This window comes from Streptomyces sp. NPDC001890 (assembly GCF_042891445.1).
Classification (GTDB): Bacteria; Actinomycetota; Actinomycetes; order Streptomycetales; family Streptomycetaceae; genus Streptomyces.
In genome coordinates this window covers 871,129-895,069 of sequence record NZ_JBIATE010000001.1, presented here as the reverse complement: position 1 = coordinate 895,069, position 23,941 = coordinate 871,129, and the positions used below count along the sequence as shown (strand labels likewise).

Sequence of the window (23,941 nt, the reverse complement as noted above, 5' to 3'; positions counted from 1 at the left end):
CCGGGGGTCGGGGGGGCCCGGGGCGCCTTTCCCTCCGCGCCCCCCCCCCCTGCGCCCGGGCGGGGGCGCCAAATCCCGAAACCCCCCCCCCCCCCCCGCCGCTCTGTCTGCGTCTGTCTGCCCGCCTGCCGAGCCGTCCTAGATACGGACCTGGACGGCGCGGGCCAGCCGGTCGTGCAGGCCGCGGCCGTCGCGGTCCCAGACCAGGGCCGGGATCGCCAGGCACAGCAGCACGCTGCGGACGACGACCCGCCCGAAGGCCAGCCGGCCACCGTTCTCGGAGACGACCCTGATGCCCAGGACGCGCTTGCCCGGAGTACAGCCGATGGTCCCGACGGTGAGCACGCTCAGCACCAGGAAGATGCCCAGTGCCCAGTTTCCGGCCGCCTGCTGGTCACCGCGGGCGAACAGCCCGTATGCGATCAGGAGGCACAGGGTCCAGTCCATGAAGAGCGCGCCGAACCGCCGGCCGAGCGGCGCCACGGAACCCGGCCCGTGTTCGGGCAGGCCGAGTCGCTTGCCCCGGTGGCCGAAGTCGGCCCCCATCTCCTCGGCGGCCGCGCGCGGCCCGGAGAGCCACGATCCGATTGCTTGCCTGTTGTCCACCCGAACACGGTACTGCGCCCTCACCGGCAGGACGCCGGGCGGGGGCCGGTACAGCTCCCCCCGAAGCGGCCGGAACGCGGGTCCGTGACCGGTCACGAGGTGCCGGTCACACTCGGCTCGGTTAACTTCAGCGAAACAAATGGGTCATGCTTGAGAAATCCGGTCTGCCTATGGTCGGGTCCAGCGTGTGCCACCGCACTGGCCGCACCACGAGCTACAACCCCGTCCCTCCCGGGCCGGGAGTAGGAGGAGTTGGATGTTCCAGAACGCCGACGACGCGAAGAAGTACATCGCCGACAATGACGTCAAGTTCATCGATGTCCGGTTCTGTGACCTGCCCGGTGTGATGCAGCACGTCACCGTCCCGGCGGCGACCTTCGACCCGGCCGACGAGCTTGCCTTCGACGGCTCGTCGATCCGCGGCTTCCAGGCCATCCACGAGTCCGACATGGCGCTGCGCGCGGACCTGTCGACCGCCCGTCTCGACCCCTTCCGCCGCGACAAGACCGTCAACATCAACTTCTTCATCCACGACCCGATCACCGGCGAGCAGTACAGCCGTGACCCGCGGAACGTGGCCAAGAAGGCCGAGGCGTACCTCGCCTCCACCGGTATCGCCGACACCGCGTACTTCGGTCCCGAGGCCGAGTTCTACGTCTTCGACAACGTCCGTTTCCAGACGTCGGCGAACGAGAGCTTCTACCACATCGACTCCGAGGCCGGCGCCTGGAACACCGGTTCGGAGGTGAACAACCGCGGCTACAAGGTCCGCTACAAGGGCGGTTACTTCCCGGTCCCGCCGGTCGACCACTTCGCCGACCTGCGTGCCGAGATGTCCCTGGAGCTGGAGAACAGCGGCCTCCAGATCGAGCGCCAGCACCACGAGGTCGGCACCGCCGGCCAGGCCGAGATCAACTACAAGTTCAACACGCTGCTCGCCGCGGCCGACGACCTGATGCTGTTCAAGTACATCATCAAGAACGTCGCCTGGCGCAACGGCAAGACCGCGACGTTCATGCCGAAGCCGATCTTCGGCGACAACGGCTCGGGCATGCACGTCCACCAGTCCCTGTGGGCCGGCGGCGACCCGCTGTTCTACGACGAGCAGGGTTACGCGGGCCTCTCGGACATGGCCCGCTACTACATCGGCGGCATCCTCAAGCACGCCCCGTCGCTGCTGGCGTTCACCAACCCGACGGTGAACTCGTACCACCGCCTGGTCCCCGGCTTCGAGGCCCCGGTCAACATGGTGTACTCGCAGCGCAACCGCTCGGCCGCGATGCGCATCCCGATCACGGGCTCCAACCCGAAGGCCAAGCGCGTCGAGTTCCGCGCCCCGGACCCGTCGTCCAACCCGTACCTGGCCTTCTCCGCGCTGCTGATGGCCGGCCTCGACGGCATCAAGAACAAGATCGAGCCCGCCGAGCCGATCGACAAGGACCTCTACGAGCTGGCTCCCGAGGAGCACGCCAACGTCCAGCAGGTCCCGACCTCCCTCCCGGCCGTCCTGGACGCGCTGGAGGCGGACAACGAGTACCTCCAGGCCGGCGGCGTCTTCACGTCCGACCTGATCGAGACCTGGATCGACTACAAGCGCACCAACGAGATCGCCCCGATCCAGCTGCGCCCGCACCCGCACGAGTTCGAGCTGTACTTCGACCTCTAGGAGGCGGGGTTGGCCGAGCCGGCCCCAGGGCTCCGAATGGGATCAACTTGATCTCACAAGCAGCAGCGAGGGCCGCTGCCCCGTACCTCGGGGCAGCGGCTCTCGCCATGTCACTGGCTGTTCGCCGAGCTACAGGCTCGTCGGCGGCTGACCGGCCGGCGGCTGACCGGCCGGAGGCTGACCGGCCGGAGGCTGACCGGCCGGAGGCTGACCAGCGGGCGGCTGACCGGCCGGAGGCTGACCAGCAGGCGGCTGACCCGCAGGCGGCTGACCCGCAGGCGGCTGACCAGCAGGCGGCTGACCAGCAGGCGGCTGACCAGCGGGCGGCTGACCGGCCGGAGGCTGACCAGCAGGCGGCTGACCAGCAGGCGGCTGACCGGCCGGAGGCTGACCAGCAGGCGGCTGACCGGCCGGAGGCTGACCAGCAGGCGGCTGACCAGCCGGAGGCTGACCAGCAGGCGGCTGACCCGCAGGCGGCTGACCAGCAGGCGGCTGACCAGCCGGAGGCTGACCACCAGGGGCCGTGTTGCCGGTCCCCGCGACGACGGAGCCACCGATGGTGGAACCAATGATTTGGTTCAGGTTGTTGTTGTTGATTGTCTGAATTTGGTTTATCACCGTCTGCGACAGACCGAGGGTTCTCCCTGTGGCTTGCACCGCCGCCGCGCCCTGCGCCGCCGCCTGTTGCGGGGAGGCACCACTGCTTATCGCCGCTCGTGCCGCGTTCGCTCCGGCAGCCGCAGCAGCGGCTGCGCCTCCGGCCGATGTCGCTGATTCCCCTCCGGCGCAGACCGTAGAGCCTACGGCGAAGTTGCCTGTGCCCGTTACAGTGAACGGTCCTATACGACCGTCAGCACCAGGGCGCAGCGTCATCCCCCCGGGGGAGACGGTGAAGGTCGCGTTGGGGTCGAAGTTCTCCCCCGTCAGCGTGTTCGCCGCTACCCGACACGCCTGCGCCGGGGCAGCGGAAGCAGGCGCGACAGCGGTCACAGCCAGACCCCCGACGAGCGCCACTGTCGCGGCGGAACTCAGGAAGACTTTTCCTCGCACGGCTTTCCCCTTTCGGCACTGTGCTTTCTTGCTGTCCAGCTCACGTGTCATCGTGAGCAGCAGGCCATAGCCACGGCGTGACGCCGGCGTGACGCCGACGCAATGACGGGACCGACAGCAGAAACTCCAGGCGGAATCCTGGAATCCCTCCTCTCCAAGCTTGCGCGCTCTTCTTGAGGATGTCGCACCGAAAGATTTCCCGGATTCAACCAGTCCTGATTGGGGAGTTGAGAGCTGGTGTCGCACGAAATGGACCAGCAAGAGACCGGGCCGAACGATACGATGGTTGTCAACGCCCAGTTCTGGTTCCACGAGCAGTTCTGGTCGTACGAGGATCCGTCCCCGTCGAGCCTTGATGCCGAGACCGCTGAATCCTCAGCACGCTGATGGGGAACCCCATTTCACCCCCGAGCCTTTGAGCTGATGGACATGAAGAAGACAACTTTGCGGAACATCAGCGTCGCAACGGCGGCTTCCTTCCTGGCGGCCGGGATCTTGGGCACATCAGCGAGCAGTTCCGTTGCCTCGCAGCAGAATTCCCGGGTCGCGCCTTCGGTGCTCCAGTGCTACAGACTCATCGACAATCCGGACGAGGTCGTTTGCTACCGGGTTTCGCAGCGAATTCTGAATACGGGAAGCGATCTCGTTTTCTTCCCGTTCCTCATCCAGGTGCCCACGCCTTCGGATGCCCCGCCTCCGGTCGTCGTGAATATTCTGCCGCCGGACCTGACTCCAGGGGATTCCCTCAACGGTTCGTGACAGTCACGCGCTGTCGCGGTGCGGTCAGTGCCGCAGAGCCTGTCCCACCTCGGCCTTGACCTCTCCCGACAGCTTGCGGTTGCTGCGGGCCGTGGCGTCCTTGGACGCCTTGGCGGCGACGTCGTCGACCGTCACCACGACCGTGTCGAGCAGATTGCCGCTCGCGTCACGGAAGTTGACCTGTACCGCGTACGACTTCTTCGAGTCGGCGCTGTTCTTCACGGTCACCTTCACAGTGGCGCGGCCGTCGCCGTCGGTGCTCGGTCCACCCAACTCGACGTCGCCCTTGGCGTTCACGCCGTTCTTGAAGTTGTTCAGCTTCTCGCCGGCGGCGGCCGTCGCCGAGGCCACCACGTCGGCGCCGCGGGATGCCGCCGACGCTGCGGCGGACGCGGCCTTGGACGCCGTGCTGGACGCGCTGCCGCCGTCGTCGGAGCAGGCTGCGGCGGTCGACATCACGGCTGTCGTCAGCAGTACGGCCCACAGACCTCGTGCGGCTTTCCTCGTCATCGTGCCTCCCAGCACTCGCCACTCCCCCTTCGCCCGTCGCCCCAGTCAAAGGGGCGGCGGCGCGGACCGCATGCGGTGTACGCCGGACGGGTGAGCCCAAGGGCTGTCCCGCAATCCCTGGTGGATCAGCGTGCGGCGTCGGACGCGGTGCATCGCAAGGCGGAGGGACGCCCGAATACTGGATGCATTCGGGCGTTCCGACAACGCGGCGAGGTGCCGTGGCCGTCGTCGCACGCCCGCCAGGGATTACGGGACAGCCCTCAGGAGCGCTGTCGATTCGCGGTGCGGTGCGGGGCGCACGAGGCTGGGCGCATGAGCGATCACCACAGGCCGGGCGGCATCCCCGGGGGGATGCGGCGTCGACGGCGGTGGCCCTGGGTGCTGCTCGTGAGCGTGCTCGCGACGGCCGGCGCCGGCGCCGCGGCCGTCGAGGTGGCCGCCGGTGCGTTGTCGAGGGAGGGGACGAAGCCGCTGCGGATCACGTACGAGGTCACCGGCACCGCCAAGGACGTCACCGTCACCTACCCCACCTGGCGCGGCGGCGAGCTCTCGACCGCGCGGCTGACGCTGCGGACGCTGCCGTGGGCCGGGGAGACGCGGACCAGGGGCTTCATGAGCGGCGGCTCGTTCGCCGTCACCCTCGGGGCAACGGGCGGGGAGGTCGCCTGTGCGGTGACGGTGGACGACGGGACCGTACGGACGGCCACCGCCTCCGGGGCCTTCGCCACGGCTACCTGTCGCGGGTTCTGAGCCCGGCCGCCCCTCGCCGCCCCTGTACGTGGCCGTGTCCCCGGGCCGCGGCGGGCTCGGGGACACGGTCATCGGGTGTGCCGGACGTCAGCGGCCGTAGCGGATCAGGGCGCGGACCATGCGGCAGGTGGTGTCGGACGGCGGGTGGATGCCGATGCGCTCGGCGGTCGTACGTATCCTGGCGTTGGTCGCGGTCGACGGGTAGTAGACGCCCGTGTCGAGCAGGGCGATCGCCAGGCGCATGGCCTTCAGGCGGCGGTTGTGGGAGACGTACCACTCGCGGGGCCGGCCCGCGGGGAGCGGCTTCTTCATCAGGGGCTTGTCGAGCGGCTTGGTCGTGACCGCGGCAACGGCCATGGGCAACCTCCTGGCATGGTCGTGGAACCCTCACCAACTGCCCTTATTTTACTGCCCGGCACTGACAATCGGCCCTGGCCAGAAGGGCTTTCGGGCCGTCCCTCGCGTACCTTTGGCCCCATGGAGATCTGGATCAATCCCGCCTGTTCGAAGTGCCGCAGCGCGGTGCAGCTGCTCGACGCGGAGGGTGCCGAGTACACCGTCCGCCGCTACCTGGAGGATGTGCCCTCGCCGGACGAGATCCGGGCCGTGCTCGACCGGCTCGGGCTGGAGCCGTGGGACATCACGCGGACACAGGAAGCCGACGCGAAGGAGCTGGGGCTCAAGGAGTGGCCGCGCGAGGCCGGTTCGCGTGAGCGGTGGATCTCGGCCCTCGCCGAGCACCCGAAGCTCATCCAGCGGCCGATCATCACCGCGGACGACGGGACCGCCGTCGTGGGGCGCACGGACGAGGCGGTACGCGACGCGCTCGGGCGCTGAGCACCGGCGGGTCGTCCGCGCAAGGGCCCGTCACCCGATGAAGTCCGCGATCCTGCGGTTCAGTTCGGCGGCCGTCGGGGCGTGCAGCGGCAGTGTGTGGTGCGTCGCTCCGGGGATCGTCGCCGTCGTCACCCTCGGGAGCAGCCGGGCCGCCTCGGCGGCGACGCGGTCCGGGTCGTGGACCCGGCCGCGTCCGGCGAGCAGGACCAGGGTCGGTACGTCCAGCCCGCGCAGTGCCGCGGGCGCGGGGCGGGGACCGGTGACCGGGCGGGCGGACGGGAAGCCGGCCGCCGCGTCGCGCAGCCGCAGCCAGGCCGGGTCGAGCGCGGCGCCGCCCGTCTCCCACTCCAAAAAGGCCCTCGTCCGCTCGGCGCCGGGCCGGATCAGCATCGGCAGGGCGTGCAGGAGGTAGCCGGGCCGGTATCCGGCGAAGCACTGTGTCGGGTCCACCAGGACCAGCTTCCGGACGCGGTGGGGCGCGTGCAGGGCGTGGTGGAGAGCGATCCAGGCCCCGTAGGAATGCCCGCCCAGCGCGGTGCGGTCGGCGCCCAGCCCGTCCAGTACGCCGTCCAGCCAGGCCGTCAGGTCCGCCACCGTACGGATCGGGCGCTCCCCCGCGACGCTGCGGCCCGGCTCGCCGATCAGGTCGACGGCGTGGACGCGGTGTGCCCGGCCCAGGTGGGCCGCCTGGGCGTACCAGACGGTGGAGGTGGAGCCGCCGCCGGCCAGCAGCACGAGGGGCGGGGCGTCCCGGGGGCCGCAGCTGTTGATGCGGGTGGTGCCGTACGGGGTGGTGACCTGGGAGTACGTCGTTCCGGCGGGCCAATTGGCCGTCAGGACCTCGTCGTACGCCTCGTGGAACGCCGTGGGTGCCGACGTGGATGTCATGGGTGCCTCCCCGGTCGTGGTCGCTCCTGCTCCAGCTCCTGGATATTATCTCGCTCAGCGAGATAATTGGCTCGATCGGGCGGAAGGAACATCGATGGGCGAGCGTGGTCCGGAGCCGGGACCGGAGCTGGAGATCGTGCACCTGCTGCGCAAGGTGACCGTCGAATTCGGGCTGCGCCAGGCCGAGTTCGCGGCTCTTCACCACATGCACAGCACCGATGTCCGCGCCCTGATCTGTCTGCTGGACGCGGAGCGGGCGGGTACGGACGCCACCGCCGGCTGGCTCGGCGCGCAGCTCGGGCTCAACTCCGCGGGCACCACCGCCGTCATCGACCGGCTGGAACGGCTCGGTCACCTCACCCGCACCCGTGACCCGCGCGACCGGCGACGGGTGCTGCTGGCCGTCGACGAACGGGCGGTGGAGCTGGGGTGGGCGTTCTTCGGGCCGCTGATCGAGACCACGGTGACGGTGCTGCGCGACTTCGACGAGACGGAGACGGCCGCCGTCCGGCGTTTCCTGTACGCCGCGCACCGGGCGGTCACTTCGATACCTCGACCATCGGGGCCCGAGGGCCGGGACCGAGGCCTGGCCGGAGCTCCGCCGGACGCCGATGTGACCGGCGCGGCGGCGGAGTCGTCGCCGTGACTACGCCAGTTGCTTCTCCGCCTCCGCGAGCAGCTCCGTCAGGCGCAGCCCGAACCGTACGTCGCACGGGTGCGGGTCCCCCGTGCGCACCGACTGGATCAGCGCGTCGACCGCCGAACGGAACGAGCTGACCGCGTCGCCCCCGCGCGGCATGCCGGCCGTTCCCTGTTCGCCCCTGAGCTCGATCTCCGTGCCGGCCGCGGCCGGGGGTGCTCCCAGTGCGAGCGTCACCGTGCTGGACGCGCCGGAGGTGTGGCGCAGGACGAGGTGGGTGGTGTCGGCCGGGCCGCGGGCAGCCGTCAGCCCGGTCACGTCGCCCAGCACCGGGATCAGGACCGACAGCGCGTGCGGGCCGACGTCCCACAGGCCGCCCTTGTCGCGGCGCCACGGCGAGGCGGCGTACTCGCTGGTCGAGCCGGGGGCGAACAGCGCGCCGAGCCACTCGGCGCGGGCGGTGAACCAGCCGTCCAGGGCGGCCTGCTCGGCGATCCAGGCGGAGGTGTCGGCCGCGAACCGCAGGGTGCAGAAGACGACGGAGGCGACGCCGGTCTGCTCGGCCGCCCGGACGACCTCGCGGGCTCCCGCGACGGTGGTCGCGACCGGTTTGTCCAGCAGCAGATGACGGCCGGTGGCCGCGGCGCGGGCGGCGAGCGGGGCCTGGACGTCCGGCGGCAGGGCGAACGCGACGGCGTCGCTGGCGGCGAAGAGCTCGTCGATGCCCGTCTCGCCGGTGTACGCCTCGGTGCCGTGCGCGGCGGCCAGCTCCTGCGCGGCCTCGGGGCGGCGGCCCCACACACCGCTCAGTACGACGCCGGGGTGGGCGGCGAGGGCGGGTGCCTGGGTGTTCCGGGCCCAGGGGCCGGTGCCGACGAGGCCGATGCGCAGGGGGGTCGCGGGAAGTGTCGTCATGGTGCCAGTCTGCCGCTTTCGCTGGAGCGATCCGGTATTGAGTTGGCGGGGAGTGAGCTTCATGGATACGTTTGCGGCGCCGGCCGCGGGACTCCGGTGCGACTTCCGGGACTTGCCTATGAAGCAAAAATTTCGCTGTTCGCGCCCCCATTCCCCGGCCGGCGCTCCGCCCCCCGCGTGCGGCGGAGCGCGACACCACGGGGGAAGCCATGACCACCAGCACCGGGAGCGACGCCGGCCTCGTCGCGGCCGATGACGTACTCCTCTTCGTCAACGCGGCGATCACCGCGACCGGGCAGCGCGAGTTCCGCTCGACGGCGTACCAGCAGCAGCTCTCGCTGGACTTCCTCCATGAGTACGTACGGGTCAACTACCGCCGGGTGTACGCCGCCTCGCTCGCCCTCGACATCAACGACCACAACGCCGCGCGCATCGTCCGCGGGCTGCTGGAGCACGCGGCCGACGCGAGCGCCGAGGAGAAGCGCACCGAGGGCCGGCTGATCGCCGCCCGGCTGGCGAAGCTGCCGCCGCAGCGGGTGTACCGACTGTTCCGGGAGCTGCGCACGGCCAGGGTGAACAACCGGCGCACCCGCGCGATCATGCGGGACTGGCTGACTGCCCGGCCCGACCCGGCGCACGACGCGGTGAAGTACCGCTCCGGGCTGAAGACCGCCGCCCGCCATGCCCACCTCGGCTTCGAGGGGTCCGCCGATCCGGACGGGTCCGGTGAGATCGGGGACTTCCTGTTCCGGCCCCGGCACCGGTCGGGCTACCGGCACCAGTTGCTCGACGCCTGGCGGCGCGCCCACTACGCGCAGGGGGCCGTCGAGGAGCTGCCGTTCACCGTCGCCGAGGGCCTCGCCGCCCGGCGCGGGGTGAAGCGCGAGGTGCTCCTGGAGCGGATGGCGCCGCGGATGACCCGGCTGGAGCGGCTGCGGACCCTGGGCCGGCGCACCGACGGCGGCGACGCGCCGCTGCCCGCGGACGTGGACCTGACCGTCATGCCGCTGACCCGGCTCGCCCTGTACGTCCTGTCGCTCGGCTTCGAGGCGCGCGGTGCGCACCGCGCGGAGCTGACCCGTGCGCTGCGCACGGCGGCCCGTCGCGCGGCGGGCCCGCACGCCGGGAGCTGGGGCCGCGTCGCCGCCGTACTGGACGACAGCTACTCCTCGTCCGGCTCGGGCGAGAAGCGCCGCCGCCCGCTCGCCGTGGCGCTGGCCTGCCACTTCCTGCTGGAGGCGCTGGCCGGGCCGGGCGCGTACATCGCGCTGTGGACCTCGGGCCGTACCGATCCGCTGCTGGTCAGGCCCTGGGGGCCGACCCCGCTCGGCTTCCGTGTGCTGGATGCCCTGGAGCTCGGCCCGGACCGGCTGGTCATCGTCTCGGACGGCTGGGACAACGCGCCGCCCGGACTCGCGGGCGAGGTGCTCCGGGTCTGGCGGACCGGGCTCGATCCGGACCGGCGTACCGCGGTGGTCCATGTGAACCCCGTATACGACGCGGACGCCTTCGACGTGCGGCGCCTGTCGCCGGGCGTGCCCACCGCGGGGGTCCGGGACGCGGAGGACCTGCCGGCGCTGGTGGAACTCGCGGGGTTCGCCGAGGGGCGTACGGGAGCGGCGGCGCTGTACGCCTACCTGGACCGGCGGGTGGCACGGTTCGTGGGGGACGACGGGGCGGGAGAGACATCGTGAACAGGCTGGAACTGACCGGGCTCACCACCCGCCCCGCCCAGGTGTGGGGCGGCATCCGGCTGGTGCCGCTGGTGCGCGAGCGGCCCGTCGAGGGGCTCCGGCTGCACGAGGAGCTCTACGTGGACCACGGGAACAGCACCGTGGACATCGGTCCGCGCACGCACTACGCCTCGGTCATCCCGCACGGCTTCGTGGCCGACTGGTCCGGCGAGGGCGAGCAGTCCGCCGCGTACGGTACGCAGCTCGGCGCCGCGCCGGGCGCCGCGGGTTCTTTGGCCGGGGGCCGTCGGGCGCCCCGGACCGCGCGGCTGCAGCGCCACCGCCACCACCGGATGGCGAAGCGCCGGCCGGGCGACCGGCTGCGTTTCCTGCCGCTGCACCTCGCGCTGGAGGGCTATCTCTCGCTGCACTTCGGCGGCCCGGCCATCGCCTGGGAGGAGTGGTCGCGGCAGGCGCTGCGCGACGGGCTCTCGCCGCGCGCCGAGGACGCGTACATGGGGTGGTCGGTGCGCGGGCTCGGCGCGGCGCTGCGGGTCTTCGAGATCCATCCCGGCCAGTGCGGGGTGATGGTGTACGCGGCCGACGCGCTCGCCGCCGCGTTCGTCGTGCCGCACCCGGACGACTACCGGCTGCTGCACCCGTCGCTGGTCGAGGACCTGTACGGCGAGCTGATCCACCAGTACGCGCTGTACGGCGCCCCCGTGCCGGAGTTCACGGCGCGGATACCCGACGGTCCGCGGCTGCGTACGCTCGCCGGTCTGCGGGCGGCGGCGCATGCCCAGGAGCGCGAGTGGGCCGAGGCGCACGACTCCCTGTTCGCGGGTGAGCTGCTGGACGGTTCGTACGCCTTCGACCGGGTGTACCGGATGGGTTCGTTCACGCTGTGGCGGTTCCTGCCGCCGTTCCGGCCGGGCGGGGCCGGGCAGCACATCGGTGAGACGATCACCGATCACAAGGGACAGGTCGCGTACCTGAAGACGTTCCGGCTGTCCGAGGCCCAGATCAGGCGCGGCCATCTGCTGCACCGGCTCGCCGACGCGGACTGGCGGCTCGCGGGGGCGGCGAAGGCGCTGGGGACCACCGAGGAGGAAGTGGTGCGGCGGATCCGCGCGGCCGGCTTCGAGTCGCTGCTCAGGGCCCGCGCCTGAGACCGGCCGCACGCGCGAAACCTCGGTAACACGGGGTTCACATCCGGGCAACGGACGGGAAATCGCGTCTTGCGAAGCTGCGCTGCATAGACCGGACCGCAGCACCGCAGCACCCGCAAAGGATGGCTTCCGTGACGTTCAAGGCTGAGTACATCTGGATCGACGGCACCGAGCCGACCGCCAAGCTCCGCTCCAAGACGAAGATCATGACCGGGGCCCCCGCGCAGGACGTGGCGGAGCTGCCGATCTGGGGCTTCGACGGTTCGAGCACCAGCCAGGCCGAGGGCCACGCCTCCGACCGGGTGCTGAAGCCGGTCTTCTCCTGCCCGGACCCGATCCGCGGCGGCGACGACATCCTGGTGCTGTGCGAGGTCTTCGACATCGACATGACGCCGCACGCGTCCAACACCCGTGCCGCGCTGCGCCCGGTGGCCGAGCGGTTCGAGGGCCAGCAGCCGATCTTCGGCATCGAGCAGGAGTACACCTTCTTCGACGGCCACCGGCCGCTCGGCTTCCCCGAGGGCGGCTTCCCGGCCGCGCAGGGCGGCTACTACTGCGGGGTCGGCGCCGACGAGATCTTCGGCCGCGAGATAGTCGAGAAGCACCTCGACAACTGCCTGAAGGCGGGGCTCGGCATCTCCGGCATCAACGCCGAGGTCATGCCCGGCCAGTGGGAGTTCCAGGTCGGCCCGCTGTCCCCGCTGGAGGTCTCCGACCAGCTGTGGGTCGCCCGCTGGCTGCTGTACCGCACCGCCGAGGACTTCGACGTCTCCGCGACCCTCGACCCGAAGCCGGTCAAGGGCGACTGGAACGGCGCGGGCGCGCACACCAACTTCTCCACCAAGGCGATGCGCGAAGGATCTGAGGGCTATGCCGCGATCATCACCGCGTGCGAGTCGCTGGGCGAGGGCTCCAAGCCGATGGACCACGTCAAGAACTACGGCGCGGGCATCGACGACCGGCTGACCGGCCTGCACGAGACCGCCCCGTGGAACGAGTACAGCTACGGCGTCTCCGACCGCGGCGCCTCGGTCCGCATCCCGTGGCAGGTCGAGCAGGACCGGAAGGGCTACATCGAGGACCGCCGCCCGAACGCCAACGTCGACCCGTACGTCGTCACCCGCCTGATCGTCGACACCTGCTGCACCGCGCTGGAGAAGGCCGACCAGGTCTGACCCGCGGCCCGAAGGGGGCGCCCACCCGGCCGGGTGGGCGCCCCCTTCGTCGCCCCGGCCCGTTGTCAGTGGCCCGTGTCAGGGTTGGCGCATGCTCGACATCAAGGTGGAGACCGAGAACTCCGAGACACACACCCGCATTTCGGACCGGGCGCTGAGCGATCTGGTGCACCGGATCGGCATGAAGGGCGACCGTTTCCTGGTCGTGCAGCGCGTACCCGACCTCCCCGGGACCTTCGTGCAGGTCTGGTTCGACCACGGCGAGGGCTACCAGCTGGAGAGCCGCTCCGGTGGTGCCGCCACGCATTACCGGACGATGGTCGACGCGCCGGAGCGGGTCGCCGAGCTGATGACCCGCTGGGCGCGCCAGGAGCCGGAGTGGGACGCGGGTGTGGAGTGGGAGCGCGCCGACGTGCCGGAGGAGGAGCCGGTGCCGGAGCTGCCGGCGGAGATCCGGGAGACGCTGGAGGAGCGGATACGGGTGCTGCTCCGCTGCGGCTACGGGACGGTCCAGGAGCTCTCCGAGTCGGCCGAGGACTATCTGGTGAAGGACGGCGTGCGTCCGGTGACCCGTGCGCAGGCGCGGCAGCTGGTGGAGCGGCTGTGGCTGGAGCGGGTCGAGGAGCAGCGGCAGTGGCCGGACGTGACCGACGCGGACCGGCTGACGCGGGCGTTCGCACGGCTGGACTGGGGCGGGATCACGGCGATGGAGCATTTCACCTGCTGCCGGTCGTGCGGTCTCTCCGAGATCTGGGACGCCGGGCGGGAGGATGCGCGCGGCTTCGTCTTCTTCCACATGCAGTGCACCGAGAGCGCCGCGTCGGGGCATGGCCTCTCGCTGTACTACGGCGGGTTCGACGAGGACTCGGACACCACCGCGGCCGTGGGCCGGGAGGTCGTCCAGGCGCTCGGCGATGCGGGGCTGACGGTGGAGTGGGACGGTTCGCCGGACAAGGCGATCGAGCTGAGGGGCCTGGACTGGCGCAAGCGGCTGGTGGGTTGAGAGGGGTGCGGGGGCCGGGGGCGATGCGGGGGGCGCCCGATGCGTTGCGGCGGTTCGAGGTGAGGAACGTAACGCGAAGGGGCCGTATCGACGGGTGGGAGAGGTCTGCTGCGGCGTCCGGTTCTCTGGTTCAATGGGGACATGGCCAGCCTCCAGCACACCTCGACAGGTCGCAGCGACCTCGAACCGTTCTGGCCTTCCCGTCAGCACCATGACTTCGACCGGGTGTGTTGTCGCGCGTTGAACGCGCTGGCCCTCTAAAGCCGCTCACCCCGGCCTTCGGCCCGCGCGCAAGCAAGTCCGTCCACCGACGACTCCTTCGCGCGAAAGAGCTGACCCTCATGGCGAACACCCGTACCTTCTCCGCCTCGGCCGCTGCCACCGCAGTGCCCTCGGCGACCGCTGCGGCCACCACCTCCGCCCGCCCCCTCTCCCCCCAACGCCACCGGCTGCGTTCCGTCGCCCCCGACGAGGTCGTCCAGCTGGCCGATGTGGCCGAGTTCCTGCCGCCGGGTGCCACCTGGCTGCCCGCACCCCAGCACACCGTTCCGGCGCTGCCGGGCCGCCCGCCGATGGTCGGCTACCTGGTGCTCGTACCGGCCGACCAGCAGCCCGCCGTCGCCGCGGCGACCTCCGCCGCCCAGTTGGTGGTGCCGACACCGGTGCCGGACGCGGCCGCGGGTCCGGTGCTCATCGACCCCGTGCAGCGCACCGCCGCGGTGGACGGGAACACGCTCGACCTCACCTACCTGGAGTTCGAGCTGCTCGCGCACCTGGTCGCGCACCCGCACCGGGTGCACACCCGCGACCAGTTGGTGACCACGGTCTGGGGTTACGGACATGTGGGCGACGGGCGCACCGTCGATGTCCACATCGCCCGGCTGCGCCGCAAGCTGGGCGCCGAGCACCGCCGTTCGATCCAGACGGTGCGGCGCGTCGGGTACAAGTACACGCCCTGACGCGTCGGAAGGCATGAGGAACGGCCCTGGTCCGGTGTACGTACCGGACCGGGGCCGTTCACGGACCAGCCCCCTGGAGGGCCGTCGCCGAGCGGGACGAGAAAGCGGGGAGCCAGAGCGTCCAACACCGTTCGGGGTGCGCCCAGTACGCGTCAGTGGGGCCAGGACCCACTCATGCGTACTGGCTGGGAACGGTGTACCCAGCACCACCCCACCAGGGTGGCGAAACGGCTGATGCCCGGGGGCGCCACCGGGTGAGACTGTCTGCGGAGCGGGTCCGGCAGGAGGGCCCGGCGAGGGGAGACGGGCCGGATGAACGTGATGCGGGGACGGACAAGGGCCGCGATGCTGGCCGCCGGGCGCGGACTCGTGCTGTCGGTCGCGAGCCTGGCCACTTCGATCACACTCTTCGTCCTGGCCGTGCTCTCGATCGCCTTCATCCCGCTGGGCGTGGGCCTGTTCACCACCCCCTACGTGCTGGGGCTGGTCCGCGAGCACGCGAATCGGCGCCGGCTGCTCGCGGCCACCTGGTACGACATCCGCATACCGGTCCCGTACCGCCCCTTCCCGAAGGATCTGCGTACCGGGTTCACCGGACGGGTGGAGCGGACCGCGCTGATGCTGAAGGACCCGGCGACCTGGCGCGACATCCGGTGGCTGCTGGTCGACATGACGGCCGGCTACCTGGTGGCGACGCTGGCGGCCGGGCTGCTCATCTATCCGGTGGAGGGGGTCGTGCTGGCCGCCGGGCTGTGGCGGGTCTTCACCGACGACCGCTACTGGTACGGCTTCGTCCCGGTCAGCAGTCAGGCGACGGGCCTGGCCGCCGCCGCGCTCGGTGCGGCGCTGTTCGCGACCGGGGTGCTGGTCAGCGAACGGCTGCTGCGGCTGCACTTCGTGATCGCCCGCGCGATGCTGGCCCCCACCCAGGAGGAGGACCTGGCCCGGCGCATCGACCGGCTGACCGAGACCCGGCACGAGGCCGTGGACACCGCGGCCTCGGAACTGCGGCGCATCGAGCGGGATCTGCACGACGGGGCGCAGGCCCGGCTGGTCGCGATGGGCATGAGTCTGGGCACGGTGGAGGCGCTGATCGAGAAGGACCCGGCGCAGGCGAAGAAGCTCCTGGCCATGGCCCGGGAGTCGTCGGCCCAGGCGCTCACCGAGCTGCGCGACCTGGTCCGGGGCATCCACCCGCCGGTCCTGGCCGAGCGCGGACTCGGGGACGCGGTCCGGGCGTTGGCGCTGCGGATGCCCTTCGCTTCGGAGGTCGACGTGGCGCTGGGCGGCCGGATGGACGCCGCGGTCGAGTCGGCGGCGTACTTCGCGGTGAGCGAGACGCTGACGAACGCCGCCAAGCACGCGGGGGCGGACCGCGTCTGGGTGGACATCCACCACGAGGACGCCACGCTGCGGGTCTCCGTCACCGACAACGGCCGGGGCGGTGCGACGGTCGGCGGCGGTTCCGGGCTGAGCGGGATCGAACGCCGGCTCGGTACATTCGACGGCATCATGGCCGTCAGCAGCCCTGCGGGCGGTCCCACCATGGTGACCATGGAGATCCCTTGCGAGTTGTCCTAGCCGAAGATCTCTTCCTGCTGCGCGACGGCCTGGTCCGCCTGTTGGAGGCGTACGACTTCGAGATCGCGGCAGCCGTCGAGAGCGGTCCCGAACTGACCCGCGCCTTCGCCGAGTCGGAGCCGGACGTCGCGGTCGTCGATGTCCGGCTGCCGCCGTCGCACACGGACGAGGGCCTGCAGTGCGCGCTGGCGGCCCGACGGGCCAAGCCGGGGCTTCCGGTGCTGGTGCTCTCCCAGCACGTGGAGCAGCTGTACGCGCGTGAGCTGCTGGCGGACGGCAACGGCGGCATCGGCTATCTGCTCAAGGACCGGGTCTTCGACGCCGAGCAGTTCGTCGACGCGGTGCGCCGGGTCGCGGCGGGCGGCACCGCGATGGACCCGCAGGTGATCTCGCAGTTGCTGTCGCGGCGCTCGCAGGACCAGCCGATGGGCATGCTCACCCCGCGCGAGCTGGAGGTCATGGAGCTGATGGCGCAGGGCCGTTCGAACGCGGCGATCGCCTCGCAGATGGTGATCACGGAGCGGGCGGTGGCCAAGCACACCTCGAACATCTTCGGAAAGCTCTCCCTGCCGCCGTCCGACGACGACAACCGCCGCGTCCTCGCGGTGCTCGCCTATCTCGACCGGGGCTGAACGACGGACGGCCGTGCGCCCCCGGCCACCGGGGTCGCACGGCCACCGGGTCACGGCGTGGCGCTCAGGTGCAGCGTCGTCGCCCCGAGGTGCGGTGTCGCCCGGGACTCCAGGACCTTCACCCGTACCGAGGTGGCGGTGACGGGCGTGGCCAGGGACAGGATGCGCCGGTGGCCGATGGTCGTGCCCTCGGCGATCCGCTGCCAGCTCCCGCCGACGCGGGCCTCGACGGCGAACTTCTCCACCCGCTGCCCGTGCCGGATGTCCTCGCGCACGGCGATCCGGTCGAAGGTGTACGGGGCAGGGCCCTGTTCGCGGACGTCGGTGCCGTAGATCCGGCGTACGTCGGAGCCGAAGGCGGTCAGCGCGGCGACATCGGCGTCGTCGATCCGGCCGTCCTTGTCCGGCGGGACGTTGAGCAGCAGGGAGGCGTTGCGGCCGACGCTCTTCTCGTACAGGTTCATCAGCTGTGCGGGTGTCTTGGGCCGCTGGTCCGGGTGGTGGAACCAGCCGGGCCTGATCGAGACGTCCGCCTCGGCCGGGTACCACTGGAGGTAGTTGACGGACGGGTCGAGGAGCTTGGCGCGGGAGCCGATGTCGGGGTCGGTCGAGTCGTTGGGGAGGCTGCCGAGCCCGGTCCACGGGTCGGTGGTGTGCGGGGTGACGCTCCACTCGGTCTCGCGGGCGATGCCGCTCTCGTTGCCGACCCAGCGCGCGCCCTGCGGGCCCTGGAAGACGACGGTGTTCGGCGAGAGCGCCTTCACCATGTCGAACCACTGCTTGACGTCGTACTTCTGGGTGATGCCGGAGCCGGACCAGGGGTTGGCGCCGTCGAGCCAGAGTTCCTCGATCGGCCCGTACTGGGTGAACAGTTCGTAGAGCTGGTTGAGGTAGTACGTGTCGTAGTCGTCGGCCTTCACCCGGAAGGTGGGCAGCTTGCCGCTGCGGACGGCGGCGGCCCGGTCGTCGCCGGGGACGAGGGTGGGGATCGTGCGCTCGGTGACCGGGCTGCCGTTGCCGAAGCGGCCCGCACCGGCCGGGGCGCGGTCGCCGTCCTCCAGGGCCATGCGCTCGGGGAGGCTGAGCGGCTTGCCCTCGGCCTGCTTCTCGCGGATCGTGTCGACCCACTGCGCGTGCCAGGCGTGCGGGAGTTCGGCGCCGTCGGAGGGCGAGAGGTAGAGCCCGACCTTGAGGCCCGCCTTGCGGGCGGCCTTCACATAGGCGGCCACGACGTCGGGGCTGCCGGGGCTGAGCGCCACCGAGTGGTCGGTGTACCGGCTGGGGTAGAGCACGAAGCCGTCGTGGTGCTTGGCGGTGAGCATGACCTGTTCGACACCGGCGGCCTTGTAGGCGCGCATCCACTGGTCGGCGTCGATGGCCTTGGGTGCGAAGAGCTTCTCGTCCTCGGTGCCCGAGCCCCATTCACGGTTGGTGAAGGTGTTCATCCCGAAGTGCGTGAAGGCGGTCACCTCGCGCTGCTGCCAGGCGAGTTGGCCGGGGGTGGGGACGATGTTCGCGGCCTTCTCGATGATCCGGTCCGGGCTGTCGCAGGACTCCACCGTCATCTGCGAGGCCGGCTTCACCGGCGCGCTGCACGGGGTGCCCGGTGGCGCCTGCCGCTGGTGCGCGGGCTGGTGCGCGGTCGCCTGTACGGGGACGAGCGCGGCGGCCGCCGCCAGTGCGAGCGCACTGAGCACACGGGTACGTCGTGCCATGGTTCCCTCCCATTCCCGACCAGCATTGGTCGGATCTCTTGGGTACCGACTTGGGCATGTTGCCGCACACGGAAACCCACGGGAAGGGTGCGTACGAGATACGTCCTATCTCTCGTACGCAAAGTCCAAGCCTGCCACCACAGCCGCCCGAGCCCGCCTCAGTCGTTGAACCAGCCCGGCACATCGAGCCGGAACGCACCCCCGGGCACCATCGCGCGCAGGTCCGCCTCCATCGCGCGCACCCGGTCCGCACCGAGCGCCTCGACCCAGCGGGCGCGCAGCCGGTCGAACCCCTCGGCGGACCTGACCAGGACGTCCACGCCCCGCACGGTCAGCCGGACCAGCTTGCGGCGGCCGTCACGGGGGTCGTCGACGCGCTCCACGTACCCGAGCCCTTCGAGCTTCTCCACGGTCTTGCCGGCGGCCTGCTTGGAGACCCCGAGCCGGCGGCCGATCTCGCTGGCGGTCGCCCCGTCACGGCCGACGGCCTGAAGCGCGTAGCCGTACGCGGGACGGACGTCGGCATGCCCCTGCTCGGCCAGCTCGCGGTGCAACTCGTCGATTATCGACCGGAATCCGGCGAACAGCAGCAAGGGCAGCTCGAAGCCCGCCGCGTCCCGCCCGGACGCCTCCACCTCTCGCTCAGCCATTGCAGAACTCGACAACCTGGTTTACCTTTTCGTCAATCACGTTGTCGATTTTAGCCTGAGCACCCACCAGGAGAGATCAGCCATGCCCGTATCCGCGTTCCCCGACCACACCCTCGAATCCGCCCCGGCCGCCGCCCGCCGCACCATGGCGGCAGTGACGGAGAAGCAGGGCCATCTGCCCTCCGCCGTCGCCCGGCTCGCCACCTCACCGGAGCTGCTCGACGGCTTCCTGAGGGCGAGCGCCCTCTTCGAGTCCACCACCCTGGACCCGCTCTCCCGCGAGGTCCTGATCATGACGATGGCGACCGGGAACGACTGCCACATCTGCGTGGCGATGCACACCGCGAAGCTCACCGCACTCGGCGCGGACCCCGGGCTGATCGCGGCCCTGCGCGAGCGGCGGGCACTGCCGGACGAAAGGCTGGAGTCGGTACGGGAGTTCACCCTCGCCGTGATCGCGACGGCCGGTGCCGTGGACGACGCGACGCTGCGGGCGTTCCTGGCGCACGGGTACACCGCACGCAACGCGCTGGAGGTCGTACTCGGCATCGGCGCGTACACGATGTCGACGCTGGCCAACCGGATGACCGCGGCGCCGGTCGATCCCCAGCTCGCCGCCTTCGCCTGACCGCCGCCGTCCGCCGCCGTCCACCCGTCGGCCGTGCGCCCGGCCGACGGTCCGTCATGCGGCCGAACAGCTGGTTCGGCACAAACCGCCGTACGCCCCGTTGCCCGCCCCCTCACCCGTCATTAACGTGCGCACCGCACACACCTGTTGTCGCATGCACCACCATGAACAACACCGAGGAGTGCGGATCATGACGGAAACCTCCCTGCCCTTCAGCTCCTCCCGGCCGACCAGGCGTACGCTGCTGGGCACCGCCGGAGCCATCGGCGCCGCCGCCGCGCTCGGGGCCCCCGCCCACGCCACCGCCTCTCCGGCTGCCCCGGCCCCGGACCTCGCGCCCGCGCACGAGGCGCTCGGACGCCTGCTGCCGGACCACGCCGGGCAGTTCCGGCTCCGCGCCCTCCCCCGGGGCGAAGGCACCCCCGACCGCTTCCGGGTCACCGGCACCACCGGGCGGATCGAGATCGCCGCCACCACACCGGCCGCCGCGCTGACGGGGGCGCACTGGTACCTCAAGTACACCTGCGACGCCGTGATCTCATGGTCCGGCAGCCGCACCGCACTGCCCCGCCGGCTGCCCGCTCCCCGCACCCCCGTCGAGCGCTCCGCGACCGTCCCGCACCGGTTCGCCCTCAACGACACCCATGACGGCTACACCGCCCCGTACGCCGACTGGCCGCGCTGGGAGCGGATGCTCGACGTGCTGGCCCTGCACGGCTGCAACGAGGTCCTGGTCACCGCCGGCCAGGAGGCCGTCTACCACCGGCTGCTCCAGGACTTCGGCTACAGCGACACCGAGGCCCGCGGCTGGCTGCCCGCGCCGTCCCACCAGCCGTGGTGGCTGCTCCAGAACATGAGCGGGTACGGCGGCCCGCTCGGCCCCGAACTGATCGACCGGCGCGCCGGGCTGGGCCGGCGCATCGCCGACCGGATGCGGGAACTGGGCATGGCGCCGGTGTTCCCCGGCTACTTCGGTACCGTCCCGGACGGCTTCGCGGACCGCAATCCGGGGGCCCGCACCGTCCCGCAGGGCACCTGGAACGGGCTGCGCCGGCCCGACTGGCTCGACCCCCGCACCCCCGTCTTCGCCGAGGTGGCCGCCGCCTTCTACCGGCACCAGGAGCAACTGTTCGGCCCCGCCGCCCACTTCAAGATGGATCTGCTGCACGAGGGCGGCAGCGCCGGTGACGTCCCGGTGCCGGACGCCGCCCGCGCCGTCGAGTCGGCCCTGCGGACCGCGCACCCCGGCGCGACCTGGGTGATCCTCGGCTGGCAGGCCAATCCCCGGCCCGCGATGCTGGAGGCGGTCGACACCGGCCGGCTGCTGATCGTCGACGGCCTCTCCGACCTCGACACCGTCACCGACCGGGAGAAGGACTGGGGCGGAGCCCCGTACGCCTTCGGCACCATCCCGAACTTCGGCGGCCGTACGACGATCGGCGCCAACACCGACCGATGGACGGAGAAGTTCACGGCCTGGCGCGACAAGCCGGGCAGCGCCCTGACCGGCACGGCGTACATGCCGGAGGCGACCGAGCGCGATCCGGCGGCGTTCGAGCTGTTCAGCGAGCTGGCCTGGCGCGGCGAGAAGGTGGACCGGGAGGCGTGGTTCCGGGCGTACCCGAGGTTCCGCTACGGCGGCCGCGACCGCTCGGCGGAAGCCGCGTTCGCCGCGCTGGCCGCCACGGCGTACCGGCTGACCAGCACCGACGGCCGCCCCGTCGACTCGCTCTTCTCCCGCAGGCCGAGCATCACCGCCTCCGTCAACACCGCCTTCGACCCGGCCGGTCTCGACCGGGCGTTCGCGGCGCTCCTCGGCGTACGCCCGTCGCTGCGCGACTCGGACACCTACCGCCACGACCTCACCGATCTGGCCCGGCAGGCGCTCGCCGACCGCTCCCGGACCCTGCTGCCGCAGCTGCGGGCCGCCCAGGCCGACAAGGACGTGGCACGGTTCCGGGTGCTCGCCGCGCTCTGGCTGAAGCTGATGCGGCTGACGGACACGATGTCGGGCTGCCACCGGTCCTTCCTGCTGGGGCCTTGGCTGGAGGACGCCAAACGGCTGGCGACGAGCCCGGCGGAGGCGGTGCGGCTGGAGTGGACGGCCCGCAACCTGATCACCACCTGGGCGGACCGGACGGCCGCCGACAACCTCAGCAACTACGCCAACCGCGACTGGCACGGGCTGATGGGCCAGGTCCATCTCCCGCAGTGGCAGGCTTACTTGGACGAGCTGACCGACGCGCTCACCGAGGGCCGGGCGGCGAAGCCGTTCGACTGGTACCCGGGCGAGGAGGAGTGGACCCGGCGGACCGACGCCCATCCGGTACGGGCGACGGGCGATGCCCATCGCACGGCGCGGCGGGTCTTCGAGACCCTGTCCACCGCCCCGTACCAGGGCACCGTCACGGTCTCGGCCGATCCGGTGACGTTCGCCCCGGGCAGCACCGGCACGGTGACGGCGGCCTTCCGCAATCTGAACGGCCTGCGGTCCACCGGCCGGGTCGACTTCGCGCTCACCGGTCTGGACGCCACCGCGACGGGCGGCACCTTCCTCGACGAGGTCGCGGCGGGCGGCTCCGGTTCGGTGGACTGGCGGGTCACCGCCCCGTCCGAGCCGCTGACCGCACCGCTGGTGCCGATGCCGTACGAACTGGGCACCGTGTACGGGCCGCGCGGCGAGGACCGGGTGACCGATCTGCGGCGCGGCGCGGTGTACCTGGCGGCGCCGCTGGGGCCGGGCTGGCGCACGTACACGTCGAACGCGGCGGTCTTCGGGGAGCTGGACGGGCGGTTCGCGATCAACGGGGCGGGCCAGGACCTGTGGAAGGGCACCAGCCAGTTCGGCACCGCGTACCGGGCGGGGGCGTGGTCCGACGGGGCGGAGGTGACGGTGCGGGTCGACGCGCAGGAGAACACCGGGGGCTGGGCGCGTTCGGGGCTCGTGGTGCGCAACAGCCTCGCGGCGCCGGGCTCCACGGGGTTCCTGAACCTGGCGGTGACGCCGTCCAACGGTGTGGTCCTCTCGTACGACGCGAACGGCGACGGCACCCTGGACACGTACCGGCGGATCACCGGGATCAAGGCCCCGGTACTGCTCCGGCTGACCCGGGCCGGGGACGGATGCACGGGCTCCTGCTCCACCGACGGCGGGGCGAGCTGGCGGACGGTGGGCACGGTCGCCGCGCCGGGGACGGCGACGGTCCAGGACGTGGGCATCTTCATGACCGCGACGAACGGCGGGAGCGGGCTGCGCGGCACGGTCGGGTTCAGCGGGTGGCAACTGCGGTGAGGCGGCGGCGCCGTCCGGGCGCACCTGAGCGGCGCGGCGCGTCGGCTACGACTACGCCCACATGAGGCTTGTTACCGTACGCAGCTGGCCGAGCACCCGGGAACACGGCCGCCCCTGGGCAAGCGGGTCTTGGGTGTGGCCGGGGCGCACTTAGACGCCTTTGGAGAGCATCCACCGGCTGCCGTCAGCCGGGACCGGTCACGCCGGCGTCACGCCGCGGTGATGCCCGGCACCTGACGATGGCTGGTGCAGGCAAGCTCAACCCCGCTTCCACACGCAAGGAATCCACCATGATGAGAAGCATTCGCCAAGGAATTCCCCGCCTGATCGGCGTGTCGAGCTTGGTCGCGGCGCTCGCCGGCGGAGTCGGCGCGGTCGGCGCGACAAGTGCCACAGCGGCGCCCCAGGTCACCCCGTCCGAAATCGTCTGCACTCAGTCCCAACCCCCGACCTGCTTCGACACCGCCACAGGCAACGTCCTCCAGCAGGGCGCCCAGACCGGCGGCACCGGCAACGTCCTGCAGCAGGGCGCGCAGACCGGACGCGGCAGTGGCAATGTGCTCCAGCAGGGTGCACAGACCGGACGCGGCACGGGCAACGTCCTGCAACAGGGCGCGCAGACCGGACGCGGCACGGGCAACGTCCTGCAACAGGGTGCACAGACCGGCCCCGGCACCGGCAACGTCCTCCAGCAGGGCGCGCAGACCGGACGCGGCACCGGCAACGTGCTCCAGCAGGGTGCACAGACCGGCGGCACCGGCAACGTGCTCCAGCAGGGCGCGCAGACCGGACGCGGCACCGGCAACGTCCTGCAACAGGGCGCACAGACCGGACCCGGCACCG

Annotated in this window: 23 protein-coding genes and 1 pseudogene; 16 read left to right on the top strand and 8 right to left on the bottom strand. The window is 71.5% G+C overall.

Annotated features, from left to right (window positions below; all coding sequences use genetic code 11):
• Window positions 1-138: 138 nt before the first annotated feature.
• Window positions 139-606, bottom strand: coding sequence for an RDD family protein (locus tag ACFYY1_RS03905; protein WP_388580405.1), 468 nt, complete (start codon window positions 604-606; stop codon window positions 139-141).
• Window positions 607-862: 256 nt separating this feature from the next.
• Here ACFYY1_RS03905 and glnA point away from each other — a divergent pair, with 256 nt between their 5' ends.
• Window positions 863-2,272 carry a type I glutamate--ammonia ligase gene (glnA, locus tag ACFYY1_RS03900; RefSeq protein WP_358952346.1) on the top strand — a complete coding sequence of 470 codons (1,410 nt, stop codon included), beginning with the start codon at window positions 863-865 and terminating at the stop codon, window positions 2,270-2,272.
• A 110-nt stretch (window positions 2,273-2,382) separates the two neighbouring features.
• Here glnA and ACFYY1_RS03895 read toward each other — a convergent pair whose 3' ends face one another.
• Window positions 2,383-2,787, bottom strand: coding sequence for a hypothetical protein (locus ACFYY1_RS03895; protein WP_388580402.1), 405 nt, complete (start codon window positions 2,785-2,787; stop codon window positions 2,383-2,385).
• A 784-nt stretch (window positions 2,788-3,571) separates the two neighbouring features.
• On the opposite strand from ACFYY1_RS03895, the gene ACFYY1_RS03890 reads away from it, so the two are divergent.
• Together ACFYY1_RS03890 and ACFYY1_RS03885 are read left to right on the top strand one after the other, a co-directional pair.
• Window positions 3,572-3,709 carry a hypothetical protein gene (locus tag ACFYY1_RS03890; protein ID WP_388580400.1) on the top strand — a complete coding sequence of 46 codons (138 nt, stop codon included), beginning with the start codon at window positions 3,572-3,574 and terminating at the stop codon, window positions 3,707-3,709.
• A gap of 36 nt (window positions 3,710-3,745) precedes the next feature.
• A complete protein-coding gene (locus ACFYY1_RS03885; protein ID WP_388580397.1) occupies window positions 3,746-4,081 on the top strand; it encodes a hypothetical protein in 336 nt (111 codons plus the stop codon).
• Between the two features lie 24 nt (window positions 4,082-4,105).
• Here the strand turns inward: ACFYY1_RS03885 and ACFYY1_RS03880 are convergent, their stop codons facing one another.
• A complete protein-coding gene (locus tag ACFYY1_RS03880; RefSeq protein WP_388580394.1) occupies window positions 4,106-4,591 on the bottom strand; it encodes an FxLYD domain-containing protein in 486 nt (161 codons plus the stop codon).
• Between the two features lie 312 nt (window positions 4,592-4,903).
• Here ACFYY1_RS03880 and ACFYY1_RS03875 point away from each other — a divergent pair, with 312 nt between their 5' ends.
• Window positions 4,904-5,341: a hypothetical protein gene (locus ACFYY1_RS03875; protein ID WP_388580391.1), complete on the top strand. Its 438-nt coding sequence runs from the start codon at window positions 4,904-4,906 to the stop codon at window positions 5,339-5,341.
• Between the two features lie 87 nt (window positions 5,342-5,428).
• Here ACFYY1_RS03875 and ACFYY1_RS03870 read toward each other — a convergent pair whose 3' ends face one another.
• Window positions 5,429-5,698, bottom strand: a complete 270-nt coding sequence (locus tag ACFYY1_RS03870; protein WP_388580389.1) for a hypothetical protein — start codon at window positions 5,696-5,698, stop codon at window positions 5,429-5,431.
• A gap of 120 nt (window positions 5,699-5,818) precedes the next feature.
• Here ACFYY1_RS03870 and ACFYY1_RS03865 point away from each other — a divergent pair, with 120 nt between their 5' ends.
• On the top strand, window positions 5,819-6,178 hold the full coding sequence (locus tag ACFYY1_RS03865; RefSeq protein WP_259933912.1) for an arsenate reductase family protein: 360 nt from the start codon (window positions 5,819-5,821) through the stop codon (window positions 6,176-6,178).
• Between the two features lie 30 nt (window positions 6,179-6,208).
• On the opposite strand, the gene ACFYY1_RS03860 is transcribed toward ACFYY1_RS03865, so the two are convergent.
• Window positions 6,209-7,066, bottom strand: a complete 858-nt coding sequence (locus tag ACFYY1_RS03860; RefSeq protein WP_388580386.1) for an alpha/beta fold hydrolase — start codon at window positions 7,064-7,066, stop codon at window positions 6,209-6,211.
• Between the two features lie 94 nt (window positions 7,067-7,160).
• On the opposite strand from ACFYY1_RS03860, the gene ACFYY1_RS03855 reads away from it, so the two are divergent.
• Window positions 7,161-7,712, top strand: coding sequence for a MarR family transcriptional regulator (locus ACFYY1_RS03855; RefSeq protein ID WP_388580383.1), 552 nt, complete (start codon window positions 7,161-7,163; stop codon window positions 7,710-7,712).
• On the opposite strand, the gene ACFYY1_RS03850 is transcribed toward ACFYY1_RS03855, so the two are convergent.
• Window positions 7,713-8,621 carry a Gfo/Idh/MocA family protein gene (locus ACFYY1_RS03850; RefSeq protein WP_388580380.1) on the bottom strand — a complete coding sequence of 303 codons (909 nt, stop codon included), beginning with the start codon at window positions 8,619-8,621 and terminating at the stop codon, window positions 7,713-7,715. It abuts the gene before it with no gap.
• Window positions 8,622-8,830: 209 nt separating this feature from the next.
• Here ACFYY1_RS03850 and ACFYY1_RS03845 point away from each other — a divergent pair, with 209 nt between their 5' ends.
• The 7 genes from ACFYY1_RS03845 (at window position 8,831) to ACFYY1_RS03815 (ending at window position 16,813) form a co-directional block, all read left to right on the top strand.
• Window positions 8,831-10,315: a hypothetical protein gene (locus ACFYY1_RS03845; RefSeq protein ID WP_388580378.1), complete on the top strand. Its 1,485-nt coding sequence runs from the start codon at window positions 8,831-8,833 to the stop codon at window positions 10,313-10,315.
• Window positions 10,312-11,463: a hypothetical protein gene (locus ACFYY1_RS03840; RefSeq protein ID WP_388580375.1), complete on the top strand. Its 1,152-nt coding sequence runs from the start codon at window positions 10,312-10,314 to the stop codon at window positions 11,461-11,463. The genes ACFYY1_RS03845 and ACFYY1_RS03840 overlap by 4 nt, the downstream gene beginning before the upstream one ends.
• 131 nt (window positions 11,464-11,594) lie before the next feature.
• Complete coding sequence (glnII, locus tag ACFYY1_RS03835) at window positions 11,595-12,638, top strand: glutamine synthetase (RefSeq protein WP_388580373.1); 1,044 nt, start codon at window positions 11,595-11,597, stop codon at window positions 12,636-12,638.
• Between the two features lie 91 nt (window positions 12,639-12,729).
• Window positions 12,730-13,641 carry a DUF6891 domain-containing protein gene (locus ACFYY1_RS03830; protein ID WP_388580370.1) on the top strand — a complete coding sequence of 304 codons (912 nt, stop codon included), beginning with the start codon at window positions 12,730-12,732 and terminating at the stop codon, window positions 13,639-13,641.
• A 341-nt stretch (window positions 13,642-13,982) separates the two neighbouring features.
• Complete coding sequence (locus ACFYY1_RS03825) at window positions 13,983-14,600, top strand: winged helix-turn-helix domain-containing protein (RefSeq protein ID WP_388580367.1); 618 nt, start codon at window positions 13,983-13,985, stop codon at window positions 14,598-14,600.
• Window positions 14,601-14,912: 312 nt separating this feature from the next.
• On the top strand, window positions 14,913-16,181 hold the full coding sequence (locus ACFYY1_RS03820) for a sensor histidine kinase (protein WP_388580364.1): 1,269 nt from the start codon (window positions 14,913-14,915) through the stop codon (window positions 16,179-16,181).
• Window positions 16,166-16,813, top strand: a complete 648-nt coding sequence (locus ACFYY1_RS03815) for a LuxR C-terminal-related transcriptional regulator (protein ID WP_388580361.1) — start codon at window positions 16,166-16,168, stop codon at window positions 16,811-16,813. Before ACFYY1_RS03820 ends, ACFYY1_RS03815 begins: the two co-directional genes overlap by 16 nt.
• 50 nt (window positions 16,814-16,863) lie before the next feature.
• On the opposite strand, the gene ACFYY1_RS03810 is transcribed toward ACFYY1_RS03815, so the two are convergent.
• Window positions 16,864-18,528 carry an alpha-L-fucosidase gene (locus tag ACFYY1_RS03810; RefSeq protein WP_388580358.1) on the bottom strand — a complete coding sequence of 555 codons (1,665 nt, stop codon included), beginning with the start codon at window positions 18,526-18,528 and terminating at the stop codon, window positions 16,864-16,866.
• Between the two features lie 158 nt (window positions 18,529-18,686).
• A complete protein-coding gene (locus ACFYY1_RS03805) occupies window positions 18,687-19,178 on the bottom strand; it encodes a MarR family winged helix-turn-helix transcriptional regulator (protein WP_388580355.1) in 492 nt (163 codons plus the stop codon).
• 82 nt (window positions 19,179-19,260) lie between these two features.
• Between ACFYY1_RS03805 and ACFYY1_RS03800 the strand changes: the two genes are divergently transcribed.
• The 3 genes and pseudogenes from ACFYY1_RS03800 to ACFYY1_RS03790 all read left to right on the top strand — a co-directional run.
• Entirely contained in the window at window positions 19,261-19,806 is a 546-nt protein-coding gene (locus tag ACFYY1_RS03800) for a carboxymuconolactone decarboxylase family protein (protein WP_388580353.1), read from the top strand.
• 190 nt (window positions 19,807-19,996) lie between these two features.
• Complete coding sequence (locus ACFYY1_RS03795; protein WP_388580350.1) at window positions 19,997-23,098, top strand: alpha-N-acetylglucosaminidase TIM-barrel domain-containing protein; 3,102 nt, start codon at window positions 19,997-19,999, stop codon at window positions 23,096-23,098.
• A 290-nt stretch (window positions 23,099-23,388) separates the two neighbouring features.
• A pseudogene (locus ACFYY1_RS03790) lies at window positions 23,389-23,941 on the top strand (hypothetical protein); the annotation flags it as partial.